At 64.3% G+C, this 12,962-nt stretch carries 10 protein-coding genes; 8 read left to right on the top strand and 2 right to left on the bottom strand.

Going from position 1 to position 12,962, the window contains the following annotated elements:
* Nucleotides 1-66: 66 nt before the first annotated feature.
* The 8 genes from AC1ROK_RS25705 (at nt 67) to AC1ROK_RS25670 (ending at nt 10,156) form a co-directional block, all read left to right on the top strand.
* Nucleotides 67-906 (top strand): DeoR/GlpR family DNA-binding transcription regulator, encoded by an 840-nt coding sequence (locus AC1ROK_RS25705; RefSeq protein ID WP_492852265.1) that lies wholly within the window; start codon nt 67-69, stop codon nt 904-906.
* A gap of 404 nt (nt 907-1,310) precedes the next feature.
* On the top strand, nt 1,311-3,218 hold the full coding sequence (locus AC1ROK_RS25700; RefSeq protein WP_492852263.1) for an ABC transporter substrate-binding protein: 1,908 nt from the start codon (nt 1,311-1,313) through the stop codon (nt 3,216-3,218).
* Between the two features lie 72 nt (nt 3,219-3,290).
* A complete protein-coding gene (locus AC1ROK_RS25695) occupies nt 3,291-4,292 on the top strand; it encodes an ABC transporter permease (protein ID WP_492852261.1) in 1,002 nt (333 codons plus the stop codon).
* Nucleotides 4,289-5,194 (top strand): ABC transporter permease, encoded by a 906-nt coding sequence (locus AC1ROK_RS25690; protein WP_492852259.1) that lies wholly within the window; start codon nt 4,289-4,291, stop codon nt 5,192-5,194. The genes AC1ROK_RS25695 and AC1ROK_RS25690 overlap by 4 nt, the downstream gene beginning before the upstream one ends.
* Nucleotides 5,191-6,102: an ABC transporter ATP-binding protein gene (locus AC1ROK_RS25685; RefSeq protein ID WP_492852257.1), complete on the top strand. Its 912-nt coding sequence runs from the start codon at nt 5,191-5,193 to the stop codon at nt 6,100-6,102. The genes AC1ROK_RS25690 and AC1ROK_RS25685 overlap by 4 nt, the downstream gene beginning before the upstream one ends.
* Nucleotides 6,099-6,920 carry an ABC transporter ATP-binding protein gene (locus AC1ROK_RS25680; RefSeq protein ID WP_492852255.1) on the top strand — a complete coding sequence of 274 codons (822 nt, stop codon included), beginning with the start codon at nt 6,099-6,101 and terminating at the stop codon, nt 6,918-6,920. Before AC1ROK_RS25685 ends, AC1ROK_RS25680 begins: the two co-directional genes overlap by 4 nt.
* Nucleotides 6,921-7,059: 139 nt before the next feature.
* A complete protein-coding gene (locus AC1ROK_RS25675; protein WP_492852253.1) occupies nt 7,060-8,643 on the top strand; it encodes a DUF5060 domain-containing protein in 1,584 nt (527 codons plus the stop codon).
* 10 nt (nt 8,644-8,653) lie between these two features.
* Nucleotides 8,654-10,156 (top strand): DUF5060 domain-containing protein, encoded by a 1,503-nt coding sequence (locus AC1ROK_RS25670; RefSeq protein ID WP_492852251.1) that lies wholly within the window; start codon nt 8,654-8,656, stop codon nt 10,154-10,156.
* A 261-nt stretch (nt 10,157-10,417) separates the two neighbouring features.
* On the opposite strand, the gene AC1ROK_RS25665 is transcribed toward AC1ROK_RS25670, so the two are convergent.
* Nucleotides 10,418-11,452, bottom strand: coding sequence for an aldo/keto reductase (locus AC1ROK_RS25665; RefSeq protein ID WP_492852249.1), 1,035 nt, complete (start codon nt 11,450-11,452; stop codon nt 10,418-10,420).
* 452 nt (nt 11,453-11,904) lie between these two features.
* A complete protein-coding gene (locus AC1ROK_RS25660; protein WP_492852247.1) occupies nt 11,905-12,912 on the bottom strand; it encodes an N-acetylglucosamine kinase in 1,008 nt (335 codons plus the stop codon).
* Nucleotides 12,913-12,962 lie beyond the last annotated feature (50 nt).

The raw sequence follows: 12,962 nt of genomic DNA, 5'->3' as shown, positions 1-12,962 counted from the left end.
GCGGGTTGCGGAAAACCCAACCGCCACGGTAATTTGCCAGAAGGTCAGCAGAGGCGCGCCTGAGAGATGAACGAGCAGAAGAGCATCCGCCGGCAGGACCGCAAGGCAGGCGGCGGCGTCGACGCCGGCACGCTGAGCGGGCTGTTGGCCGAGCCGCGGCGGCGCAAGATTCTCGAATGGCTGCAGGAAGAGGGCAGCGCCCGGGTGCGCGACCTCTCGGCTGCGTTCGAAGTCAGCGAAGCGACGATCCGGCAGGATCTCGAGCGGCTGGAAGCCGACGGCTACATCACCAGGGAGCATGGCGGCGCCTTTCTCAAGACGCTGCCCCGACAGGTCGAGACGCTGAGCCTGCAACACCTTGAGAATATGGACAAAAAGCGCAGGATCGGGGTGCGGGCCGCATCGCTGGTCGGCGATGGCGAAACGATCATCCTCGATGCCGGCTCGACCACCACCGAGGTCGCCCATGGCCTCTTACAGCGGCGCGAGCTGACGGTGATCACCAATGCGCTCAACATCGCGCTGATCCTCGGCGCGGTGCCGGGCTTTGCCGTGCACATGCCGGGCGGCCAGTTCAAGGCGCCGACCCTGTCGCTCAGCGGCGACAAGTCGGTAGAATATTTCCGCGACATCCTCGCCGGCAAGCTGTTCCTCGCCACCGCCGGCGTGTCGCTCGAGGCGGGACTCACCTATCCGAGCTTTGCCGACCTGCAGCTCAAGCAGGCGATGATCAAGGCGGCGCAGCACGTCTACCTGGTGGCGGATTCGACCAAGATCAACCGCACTTCGTTCACGCGGCTTGGCACTTTGGACGTGATTCACTCGTTTATTACCGATGACGGGATCCGCGATGAGGATGCCCGTGAGTTCGAGCGCCGCGGCATCGAACTGATCGTCGCTCGCTGAAATAGTTTAAACCTGCCAGTCTCTTAGTCTCGCTACTCCAGCGTCAACCGCTGGGGCAGGGCGCTGTCACGTGCTGCCGAGTCGGACCGGATAAGCGCCGCTTACTGGCGATCCCAGTGAGAATCGGCATTGACTTGCCTCCGATACCTCCGTAATCCTCATTAATCGCAAGCAAAGCGAAACAGACAGAACTCGTCTGTTTGCGATGTGCCTCAGGTTGCCGGTTTGCACCTGAGGGCAGGGGAGCAGGTGAGGAGCCCTTCGATCACGGCGGCATGCAGCCGGCCGGCCTGAAGCCGGCTGACAGGCACGGCTGTGCGATGGCCGACCACCGCGAGGTTTAATCCCGGACGCTACGGCCCAGACCCGGGCGGCGATCCAGGGCAACGAGGAGGACACGGACAATGGTACGGCTTGGCCGATACGTGCTGGCCCCGCTGGCGGGCCTGCTGCTGGCAGGCGCCAGCTATGCGCAGGAAATGACCGATGTGGGCACGCCCCGCAACGAGACGCTGATCGTGCAGACCTTCGACGGCAAATCGGCCAACCCCGATGTGCAGAACCCGCTCAACCAGTATGCGATCTGGCGCGGCTTCCGCGAACTGGGCTGGAGCTTTCTGTGGGAGATGGATACGGCCACCGGCCAGTCCTACCCCGAGCTCGCCGCCGGCCCGGTGGAAGTGCTCAACCCCGAGCACACCAAGTTCCGCATCAAGATCCGCCCCGGCGTGTTCTGGAGCGACGGGGTCGAGTTCACCGTCGACGACCTGATCTACACGCTCGATACGTCCTTCAAGTACAAGGACAAGCTGACCTTCGTCGCCCGCACCACCAATTACGTGAAAGAGGGCAGCTGGTCCAAGGTCGACAACTACACCATGGATATCGAGACGGTGAGCCCGGCCTACGATTTCCAGACGGTGCTCGGCGTCTACACCTGGGGCTCGCTGTTCGTGCCGGTGCCCAAGCATATCTTCGAAGGGCAGGGCGACAATGTCGTCACCTTCAAGAACACCAATGCGGTGACGCTCGGGCCCTACAAGATCAAGGAGTTCGACCCCAACGGCTTCTGGCAGCTGTGGGAGTTGCGTGACGATTGGCAGCGTTCGGGCTGGGGGAACCTCGGCACGCCGAAGCCGAAATACGTGCTCTACAAGGATTTCGGCGCCGAGGAGACGCGCACCCTGGCGTTCGTCCAGAACCAGTATGACGTCGACACTTTCATGAGCCCGGATTCGATTGCCGCCGCCAAGGCGCGTAACCCGGCGATCGAAACCTTCTCGCCGACACTGCCCTATCACGACATGAACGATGCCTGCTCGTACGGCATCTATTTCAACCAGCAGAAGTCGCCCTATGACCTGCCCGAGGTGCGCTGGGCGCTGGCGCTCACCGTCAACCTGCAGCAGGTGGCGATCAGCGCGGTGAGCGGGCAGTTCAAGGCGTCGGCGCTGCCGATGGCCGACACTCCGATCACCGACCCGGTATTCTACCAGCCGATGCTGGAATTCCTGAACGGGCTGACCCTCTCCGATGGCTACAAGCCGTTCGACGCCGGGTTCGGCGACGGCATGGTGGCGGCGCTGAAGGCGCAGGGCACTCCGGAAGCGGACCTGCCCACCGGCGATGCGGTGAAGCAGGGCTTTGGCCAGGGCTGGTGGAAGTACGACCCGGCGGAAGCCGAAAAGCTGCTCGGCTCGGTCGGCATCAAGAAGGGCGCGGACGGCTTCTATGCCAAGCCCGATGGTTCGCCGTGGACGCTCGACTTCGTCATCCCGGCCGACTGGAACAAGGTGATGCAGCGCACCGGCTTCTCGATCGCCGACAGCTGGAAGAAGGCGGGGTTCAACGTTACCGCCCGTCAGGCCGACAATGGCGAGTTCACCACGGTGCAGAACACCAACGCCAAGCTCGACCTGATGGTCAACTGGTCGACCTCGTGCACCTACAACTCCAACTGGTTCAACAGCTGGAACTCGTTCAGCGATGCCTTCGTCAAGCCGGCCGACTCCAACGAGCCGCTGCAGGGCAACTATGTCCGCGTCACCGACCCTGAGATCTTCAAGCTGGTGCAGGATTCCAAGAGCCTCGAGATCGGCTCCGAGCCGTTCGTCGCCAATGGCATCGAGATTGCCAAGAAGCTGACCAGCGGGATGCAGCTCATCAACCTGATGAACATCCCGACGACGATCCCGACCAACAACACCTACTGGAAGAACTATCCCAAGCAGTCGAACTTCTACGCTGCGCCCTACACCTGGTGGTCGTCGTTCAAGAAGACGATCGTCAACATCGAACCGACCGGCAAGTAGCGCCGGTCCAGGTGGGGCGGCTCCCTCCCGGCCGCCCCATTCCCTTTTCTCGTTCTCGGAGCAGGTGGGCCAATGGGTGTCCTGCAATACGTGGCCAAGCGTGTTGGCCTCTATTTCGCGGTCCTGTTCATCGGGCTGACGATCACCTTCCTGTTGCCGCGACTGATGCCGGCCAACCCGATCGACGGCTATATCGGCCAGATCCAGGCGCGGGCCAGCGGCGCGCTCACTGCCGATGACATCATCCAGCTGCGCGCCAATCTCGAGCAGCTCTACGGGCTGAAGGGCGACCTGTTCAGCCAGTATCTGAGCTATCTCGAGCGGGTGGTGCTGCATTTCGATTTCGGGCCGAGCTTCACCTATTACCCGCAGCCGGTCAGCCAGATGATCTTCAACGCGCTGCCCTGGACGCTGGGGCTGCTGCTGATCTCGACGCTGATCGCCTGGCTGCTCGGCAACATGGTCGGGCTGGTGGCGGGGTATTTCCACACCAAGAAGGCGGCGACCATTCTCGAGGTGGTGGGGATCCTGCTCTACCCGATCCCCTACTACATCCTCGCGGTCAGCGTGATCCTGCTGCTCGCCTATATCTTCCCGATCTTCCCGCTGTCGCCGACCTTCCCGGTCGGGCAGATGACGCCGCAGAAATTCGGCATGGTGATCTACAACTCGCTGCTGCCGGCGCTGACGCTGGTGCTCGCCGGGTTCGGCTGGAACATCCTTTCGATGAAGGCGCTGGCGGTGGCGACCACCGAGGAGCCCTATGTCACCTATGCGCGGCTGAAGGGCGCCTCGAACTGGACCCGCATGGTGCGCTACGTGTTCCGGAACGCCATGCTGCCGCAGGTGACGGCGCTGGCGCTGTCGCTGGGCACGGTGTTCAACGGCGCGCTGCTCACCGAGATGCTGTTCTCCTATCCGGGCGTCGGGCTGATCATGCGCACCGCGGCGAGCGGCGGCGATTACAACGTGCTTTACGGCGCCATCGCCATCTCGATCATCGCCGTCGCCACGGCCGGCCTCGTCATCGACCTCATCTATCCTCTCCTCGACCCGCGGATCCGCCACAAATGACGACCGAGAGCCCCTCGGCGGCCGGTGCCGCCGCCATTCCGGCCATCCCGGCCACCAAGCGCCGCGACAGTTTCCTGTGGCTGTTCAACGCGCGGCTCGCCATCGGGCTGAGCATCGTCACCATCTTCATCGTCGGCAGTATCGTCCTGCCGTTCTTTGCGCCCGCCGATCCGTCGCTGCAGGCGACGTATTTGAAGAACATGCCGATGTCGGGCGAGCACCTGCTCGGCACCAACGCCATCGGGCAGGACATTTTCTGGTTCCTGGTGTTCGCCATCCGCAATTCGCTGATCCTCGGCGTGCTGGTCGGCATCGGCGTCACCATCATCTCCACCGCGGTGGGGCTCAGCGCCGGCTATATCGGCGGCAATTACGAGCGCGTGGTGATGCTGGTGGTGGACAGCTTCATCACCATCCCGCTGCTGCCGATCCTGATCATCCTCGGCGCGGTGATCCGCGGCAACAGCTCGTTCCTCACCGTGGGTCTGATCATCGTAGTGTTCGGCTGGGCCTGGGGCGCCCGCACCATCCGCTCGATGGCGCTGTCGCTACGCGAGCGCGAGTTCATCAACATGGCGCGATTTTCGGGCGCCAATACCTTCAACATCCTCGTCCGGGAAATCTTCCCGTACGTCTCGGCCTACATGGTGGTGGGGTTCATCAACACGATCCTCTTTGCGGTCAACACCGAGGCGACGCTGGCGGTGATCGGGCTCAGTAAGGTCGAGGTGCCGACGCTCGGCTCGATCATCTTCTGGGCGCTCAACTACAACGCGCTGTTCACCGGTAACTACCCCTGGCTGGTGGCGCCGATCGTCGCCTCGATCCTGCTGTTTCTCGGGTTGTTCCTGACCTCGACCGGCTTCAATGCCGCATTTGCCAACAAGCGGGGTGTCGCATGATCAAGCTCAACGATCTCAGGATCAGCTACCGCATCGGCAACCGGGTGATCGAAGCGGTCAACGGCGTGACGCTGACCATTCCGGACGGTTCGATCGTCGGCATTGCCGGGGAATCCGGCTGCGGCAAGTCCACGCTGATGAAGGCGATCTATGGCGATATCCAGTCGCCGATGTCGCTTAGCGGCGGCAGCATCGAGTACGGCATGAAGGGCGGCGACGGGCTGCCGGTGACCACCCAGACCATCCGCCGGGAGTGGTTCAAGTCAATCTCCTACATTCCGCAGAGCTCGATGAACTCGCTGAACCCGGTGATCCGCATCCGCGACCAGTTCACCGATTTCCCCGGCACCGACAGCAACAAGAAGCGGGTGCTGGAGCGGGCGCGGGCCTATATCGGCAAGCTCGGCCTGCCGGCCGAAGCGATGGAATCCTACCCGCATCAGCTGTCGGGCGGCATGCGGCAGCGGGTGATGATCGCGCTCGCCACCTTCTTCCAGCCCGAGCTGATCATCGCCGACGAACCAACCACGGCGCTCGACGTGGTGGTGCAGAAGGAAATCCTGCTGCTCTTGATGGAAGTGCAGGAGCTGATGGGCAACACCATCCTCGTCGTCTCGCACGACATGGGCGTCCACTATCAGGTCACCCACAAGATGCTGATCATGTATGCCGGCCGGGTGGTCGAATACGGCGATACCGAAAGCGTCTTCGCCGACCCCCAGCACCCCTACACCAAGATGCTGATCGACTCGCTTCCCACCATTGGCGACGACAGCATGCGCGGCGTGCTCGCCAGCATGGCCGGGGCAGGGGGCGACCGGGCCTATCGGGTGGAGCCGGAACTGATCGAGGTAAAGCCGGGGCATTTCATGGCGCGACCCACAGAGAGCGTGGGAGCGGCAGCATGACCGTCATCCTGAAGACCGAAGCCCTGAACAAGGTCTACCGCCAGGGCGGGTTGGTGCGCTCCCGCCAGGTCAAGGCGCTGAACGACGTCAACATCACGGTCGAGAGCGACAAGCCGGTCGTGATCGCGGTGGTCGGGGAATCCGGCTCAGGCAAGACCACGTTGGCCAAAACCCTGCTACGGCTGGAAACCCCGAGCTCGGGGCGGGCCATCGTCTACGACACAGTGGTGACCGGCAAAGGCACGACGCTTTCGAAGCAGCAGTTCCTCGGTCTGGTGCAACCGATCTTCCAGAACCCGTTCGAGGCGTTCAGCCGCTATCGGCCGGTCGATGCGTATCTGCATGAAACGGCGCGGCGCGTCGGCGGCATGGATGGTGCCCAGGCGGAGGCGGCGGTGGCCACGGCGCTCAGCAGCGTCGGGCTGAAATACGGCGAGGTGCGCGGTAAGTACACCAACCAGTTCTCGGGCGGCGAGTTGCAGCGCATTTCGGTGGCGCGGGCGCTGATCCCGCAGCCCAAGCTCATCGTCGCGGACGAGCCGGTGTCGATGATCGACGCGTCGCGGCGGATGATCATCATTAACCTGTTCAAGCAGTTGCGCGACGAGGCCGGCCGGAGCTTTCTCTACATCACCCACGACCTCGCCACCGCCTATTACATCTCGGACTACGTGGCGGTGATGAACAAGGGCGTGGTGGTGGAGTTCGGCCCGGCGCGCCAGGTGATGGGCGATCCGCAGCACGACTACACCAAGCTGCTCTTGAGCTCGATCCCGACGACAAGGAGCCGTTGGCGGCCGCGGAAGGTGGCGGCTTGATCTGCTCCCCTCCCCCTTGAGGGGAGGGGCGGGGGGTGGGGTCCATCTGTGATCACCGCACCACCCCCACCCCCAACCCCTCCCCTCAAGGGGGAGGGGGGCGACAGCGTTCAACTTGTAATTCAATGGATTGTTGCAGATGACCACCACCCCCGCCTCGCTATGGGCCACCTGGGAGCTGAGCCTCACCGGCCCCTCCACGGGTAACCCGTTCCTCGACGTTACGCTCACCGCCACCTTCCGCCAGGGCGAGCGCGAGGTGCGGGTCAATGGCTTCTATGACGGCGACGGCGTCTACAAGCTGCGCTTCCTGCCTGACACCATGGGGACATGGACGTACGAAACCCGCAGCAATGCGCCCCCGCTGGACCACGTCAGCGGCACGTTCGACGTCGGCCCGGCCTTGCCCAAGCATCACGGCCCGGTGCGCGTCGCCAACCGGCACCATTTCCGTTACGCCGATGGCACGCGCTACACCAATATCGGCACCACCGCCTATGTGTGGAACCTGCAGGGCGATGCGCTGGAGGAGGAGACGCTCGCGAGCCTCGCCAAGGCGCCCTTCACCAAGATCCGCATGTGCGTGTTCCCCAAGCACTATCGCTACAATGAGAACGAGCCGGAGCGGTATCCGTTCAAGCTCGTGAGCGCCGGCAAGAGCAAGTGGGACGGCAGCTTTGCCGGGGCCGACAAGTATGGCTGGAAGTTCGACTTTTCTCAGTTTGAGCCGGCCTATTTCCAGCACCTCGAGCAGCGCATCAAGCAGCTGGCGGAGATCGGCGTCGAAGCCGACCTGATCGTCTTCCACCCCTATGACCGCTGGGGTTTTTCGCGCATGTCGCCGGCCGAGGATGACCGGTACCTGCGCTATCTCACGGCGCGGCTCGCGGCCTTCCCCAATGTGTGGTGGTCGATGGCCAATGAATACGACCTGATGCCGCAAAAGACCCCGCAAGACTGGGATCGCTTCATCAACATCACCGCCGACAACGACCCCTTCGGGCACCTGCTGTCGGTGCATAACTGCTTCAAGTTCTACGACCACAACCACCCGCGCATCACCCATGCCTCGATCCAGCGCTCGAGTGCCAACCTGTCGGCGGTGTGGCGCGAGAAATACGGCAAGCCGGTCTCGATCGACGAGTGCTGCTACGAGGGGACGATCGCCGAGCTCTGGGGCAATATCTCCGGCCAGAAGATGGTGCGCCGGTTCTGGGATGGCGTGGTCAATGGCGGCTATGTCACCCATGGCGAGACCTTCAACAATGAGACCAACACCATCTGGTGGGCCAAGGGCGGCAAGCTGATCGGCGAGAGCGTTGCGCGCATCGCCTTCCTCCGCCGCATCATGGAGGAGGGGCCCGAGGGCGGACTCGATCCGATCAAATCCACCGGCGCCTATCGCATCGCGATGCAGGGTGGGCTCGACAATGTGGTGCTGCAGCAGCTGTTCGTGCCACCGGCGGGCGAAGAGGGCTGGGCCCCGGCCATGGCCTGGTGGCCGACCGCCGGGCAGCCGCACCGCTATTACCTGAGCTACATGGGCGAGAACCAGCCGAGCGAGGCGACGGTCGCGGTGCCGCCCGACGAGAACTACAGCGCCACGCTGATCGACACCTGGAACATGACCGAGACGCCGCTGGCGCCGAGCGTCAAGCGTGGCGACGTGCTGCATTTCGAGCCGAAACCCTATCTGGCGCTGCTGTTCAAGCGCATCGACTGAGGATCTCTCCATGACCGCCAAGTACGATATTTTCGAAGCGAGCTTTGCCGGCCCGGCCAGCGGCAACCCCTATCTCGAGGTGAGCTTCGACGCAGTGTTCGCGCAGCATGCGCGCGAAGTGCGGGTACCCGGTTTCTACGATGGAGACGGCACCTATCGCGTCCGCTTCATGCCGGACCATGAGGGCGAGTGGACGTTCCGCACACGGTCGAAAACTGCGGCGCTCGACGGCAAGACCGGCAGTTTTGCCGTCACCGCGGCGCGCCCCGGCCAGCACGGGCCGGTGGCAGTCAAAAACAAGTTCCACTTCGCCCATGCCGACGGCACGCCTTACGTGCCGTTCGGCACCACCTGCTATGCCTGGACGCACCAGCCGCTCGCCATGCAGGCCGAAACGCTGGAGACGCTGGCGCAGGCGAAGTTCAACAAGATCCGCATGGGGGTGTTTCCCAAGGATTATCCGTTCAACACCAACGAACCGCTGCAGGACGTCTATCTGAGTGGCGCCCACGGCAAGCTCGACTTCGACCGGCCCAACCCCAAAGCGTTCCAGCATTTCGAGCAGCAGGTCGGGAAACTCCGCGACATGGGGATCGAGGCCGACCTGATCATCTTCCACCCCTATGACCGCTGGGGCTATTCGAACATGTCGGCGGAGCAGGATTTCCGCTACGTCGCCTATCTGGCGGCCCGGCTCGCGGCCTATTCCAACGTCTGGTGGGCGCTCGCCAACGAATACGATTTCCTGCTCGACACCAAGCCGGTGGCGCAGTGGGACCGCTACTTCCACATCCTCGAAGAGAACGACCCCTACGGCCACCTGAAGTCGATCCACAATGGCGACCAGTCGATGAATTTCGACCATCGCAAGGCCTGGGTCAGCCATGTCTGCATCCAGAACTGGGATGTGAAGCGCACCCCGGAATGGCGCGAGCAGTATGGCAAGCCGGTGGTCAACGACGAGCCGGAATACGAAGGCAATATCTGGCCGAGCTGGGGCAATATCACCGCCCAGGAACTGACCCACCGGTTCTGGACCACGGTAATGCGCGGCGGCTATGCCGGGCATGGCGAGACCTATGCCGACCCCGACGACCTGATCTGGTGGGCCAAGGGCGGCAAGCTCCATGGCGAAGCCTGGAAGCGCATCGGGTTCCTGCGCGCCATCGTCGAGGAAGATGCGACGGACGGGCTGACGCCGATGGGGCACAATGCCTCCTGGCCGTGGAGCCGCATCTCCGGGGCCCGCGACGGCAAGGTCAGCTACATCTATTTCGGCGAGCACCAGCCCAACCAGTGGACCACCGGGCTGCCGAAGGAAGACGGCAATTACCAGGTCGATCTCATCGACACCTGGGCGATGACGGTGACGCCGGCCAAGCGGATTGCCGCTTTGGTGCCGCACCCGACGCGGCACGGCGAGGTGGTGCGGGGCGGCAAGGCCGACGCAGCGTTCGGGGTGGAACTGCCGAGCCGGCCGTACCTGGCGCTGCGGGTGCGGGAGCTGGATTAGTCACGAAGCTTGCAGTCGGCGGCCCTCTCCCGTTTACGGGAGTAAGCGCAAGCGGCATGGGGATAGTTCGGTGTGCACAGATACCCCCCACCCTGTCCCTCCCCCGCAAGGGGGGAGGAGACCAAAACACTGAGGCTGGTGGAGGCGTCTCCCTCCCCCTTGCGGGGAGGGGGACAGGGGTGGGGGTGCTCTTTACGCACCAGCCTGTCGGTTCTGCTGCCACGATACTCGACAGCGGGAGAGGGGCGCCGACTGCGAGCTTTAGTTCGTGGGCACCGGCGCGTTTGCCGCCAGCAGGCCTTGCGCCTTCAGATCCGACCAGAACGCGGCAGGGATCTGCACCGCGAGCGCGGCGACATTCGCCTGCACTTCGGATGGCTTGGCCGCGCCCGGGATCACCGAAACCACGGCCGGATGCGCCAGCGGAAACTGCAGCGCCGCTACCGGCATGCTGACGCTATGGGCTTTGCACACCGCCTCGATGCCGCGAACTTTCGCCTGCACTTCGGGCGAGGCCTTGCCATAGGCGTACATGGCGCCGGCGCCTGAGCCAGTGACGAGGATGCCGGAGGCGAAGGGGGCGCCGATGATGACGCTGATGCCGCGATCGAGGCAGCGTTGCATCGAGGTATCGAGCACACCCTGGTCGAGCAGGGTGTAGGGCATGGCGACGATGGCGAAATCGACGTCGATGGCAGCGAGCATCTCGTCGAGATTGCCGGGGACGTTATTGCCGACGCCGATCGCCTTGATGTCTCCGGCGGCCTTCAGTTCCTGCAGCGCCTTGAGCCCACCGCCATCGGTCAGTTGCTTCAGGTACCCCCTCACCAGTTCGGGGGTGTGGAACATGGTGTCGAGGTCATGGATCACCAGGGAATCCACGGTGTTGAGCGCCAGCCGCTGCAGCACCTGCTCATAAGCCCGCATCACCCCATCATGGGTGTAGTTGAACTCCACTTCGAAGGGCAGGCCGCCGGCCCAGGGCGCGGTGCTGAACGTCGCGGGTTCGGCGGGGCGGTGGAGGATGCGGCCGACCTTGGTGTTGACGATGAACTCGTTACGCGGCCGGGTGCGGAGGAAGCCGCCGAGCCGGTGCTCGGAGAGGCCGCGGCCATACCAGGGCGCCGTGTCGTAAAAGCGCACGCCGGCCTCCCAGGCGGCGGCCAGGGTCGCCTGCGACTCGGCTTCGTCCAGTTTGGCGTAGAGCTCGCCCAGATGCGCGGCGCCGAAACCGAACACCGGCAGCTCCAGTGCGGTGCGCCCGACGCGGCGACGGGTGGAAACAGTGACAGACACGGCGGGGCCCTCCCACAGGCACGGCTTGGCTTGTTTTGGGCAAAGCTGTCAGACAACAATCGCTTGGGCAAGCGGGTAGGGGCGGGTGAGGGGGCCTTCCCCAAGCTTGGTGTTTGCGGCAAGGCCCCCCTCACCCTCACCCTCACCCTCACCCTCACCCTAACCCTCTCCCCCAGAGGGAGAGGGGGCGCTTTAGCCGCGACACCTCAGGATGGGCCCCGGCCTTCGCCGGGGTGACACCGTGGGTGGGGATGGGGTGGTGTTAGTCACGCCCCCATCTGGTGGCGCTGGTGGTCGAGCTGACCCACTGCACTTTCCCCAAACTCGGTGTCATCCCAGCGAAATCTGGGACCCAACTCGCAGCTGGCGCAATTGGAGAAATGGGTCCCAGCTTTCGCTGGGATGACAGCCGGTGGGTGGGGAAGGGCCCTGGCATAGGCCGGGTCGCGCCCCTAGGCCGACACCGCTGGCTTCGCTGCACGTTCCGCCATCGACGCCGCCACGGTCGCGACCGTGCTGTCGTCCACCGCAATGCCGGTCGCCCGCAGCGCCAGCACCACCGCGCCGACCGAGCCGTCGCCGGCGATGCGGACGTCGGGGGTGTGGCCGGCGGCGCGCATCACTTCGGAGACGGCGGCAGGGAGCGTCAGCAGATGCGGGGCGATGCCGCCGCCGAGCGCTACGGGACCGGGCATCCCGGGATCGAAGATCATCTTGAAGTCGGCGAGGAGATAGGCCTCGGACTGCGCCAGCAGCGCAGCGGCGACCGGGTCGGTACGGTTGGCGATGACCAGTGGGGCGAAGCGGGCCAGCTCGATCGGGCGGAGTTTGTAGACCGCGTCGACGAATTGCTGCAGGCAGACCTGCCGGCCGGTGAAGGCTTTTTCCTCGGTGAAGGCGATGCCGAAGGCGCCGAGCAGTGCGGCGGTCAGCGCGGTTTTCGGGCCGCGGCCTTCGAGGTCGGCGGTCACGGCGATCGCCGCATGATGGCCGAGCCAGTAGCCCGAGCCGAGATCGCCGAGCAGCCAGCCGGCGGCATCGACCACCGCTTCGATACTGCCGTTGCGGACCCGCACCGCACCGGCGCCGGTGCCGGCGACGATGCAATAGCCGTCGCGGGCGGCGGTGACCGAGGCGAGCATGGCCTCAAGGTCGCCGGCGAAGACCAGCGGGCCCGAAAGCCCATTTTCACGGAACGCCGCTTCGAGCCGATCCTGCGCGACATGGGCGCGGGGGCCGGCCAGCGCGATCAGCGCCAGCTCGATATCGAGGGGCCCGCCGGCATCGGCGACGGCGGCCTCGACGGCCGAAATGATGGCGGAAGCCGCCTGTTCCGGGGTGTTGGAGGCCGGATTGCCGCCGCGGTTACGGCCCTGGCCGAGGCAACGGCCGGCATGATCGACCAGAGTGGCGCGCGATGTGGAACCGCCCACATCGATGGCGAGCAACGCCTTGTTCATCGCGTTATCGACCCGCTTGCCTTCGTGAAAATTGCTGGATAAGAATTGTT

It is taken from the genome of Devosia sp. GW821-FHT12F11 (assembly GCF_058806655.1).
Note: the sequence above shows the minus strand (reverse complement) of the source record. Positions and strands in the feature narration are given on the sequence as shown.

What these genes read in the sequence shown, in the direction of transcription:
- AC1ROK_RS25690 (WP_492852259.1), top strand. Translation starts at nt 4,289, where the DNA reads ATGACGACCGAGAGCCCCTCGGCGGCCGGTGCCGCCGCCATTCCGGCC.
- AC1ROK_RS25680 (WP_492852255.1), top strand. Translation starts at nt 6,099, where the DNA reads ATGACCGTCATCCTGAAGACCGAAGCCCTGAACAAGGTCTACCGCCAG.
- AC1ROK_RS25705 (WP_492852265.1), top strand. Translation starts at nt 67, where the DNA reads ATGAACGAGCAGAAGAGCATCCGCCGGCAGGACCGCAAGGCAGGCGGC.
- AC1ROK_RS25670 (WP_492852251.1), top strand. Translation starts at nt 8,654, where the DNA reads ATGACCGCCAAGTACGATATTTTCGAAGCGAGCTTTGCCGGCCCGGCC.
- AC1ROK_RS25660 (WP_492852247.1), bottom strand. Translation starts at nt 12,912, where the DNA reads ATGAACAAGGCGTTGCTCGCCATCGATGTGGGCGGTTCCACATCGCGC.
- AC1ROK_RS25685 (WP_492852257.1), top strand. Translation starts at nt 5,191, where the DNA reads ATGATCAAGCTCAACGATCTCAGGATCAGCTACCGCATCGGCAACCGG.
- AC1ROK_RS25700 (WP_492852263.1), top strand. Translation starts at nt 1,311, where the DNA reads ATGGTACGGCTTGGCCGATACGTGCTGGCCCCGCTGGCGGGCCTGCTG.
- AC1ROK_RS25695 (WP_492852261.1), top strand. Translation starts at nt 3,291, where the DNA reads ATGGGTGTCCTGCAATACGTGGCCAAGCGTGTTGGCCTCTATTTCGCG.
- AC1ROK_RS25675 (WP_492852253.1), top strand. Translation starts at nt 7,060, where the DNA reads ATGACCACCACCCCCGCCTCGCTATGGGCCACCTGGGAGCTGAGCCTC.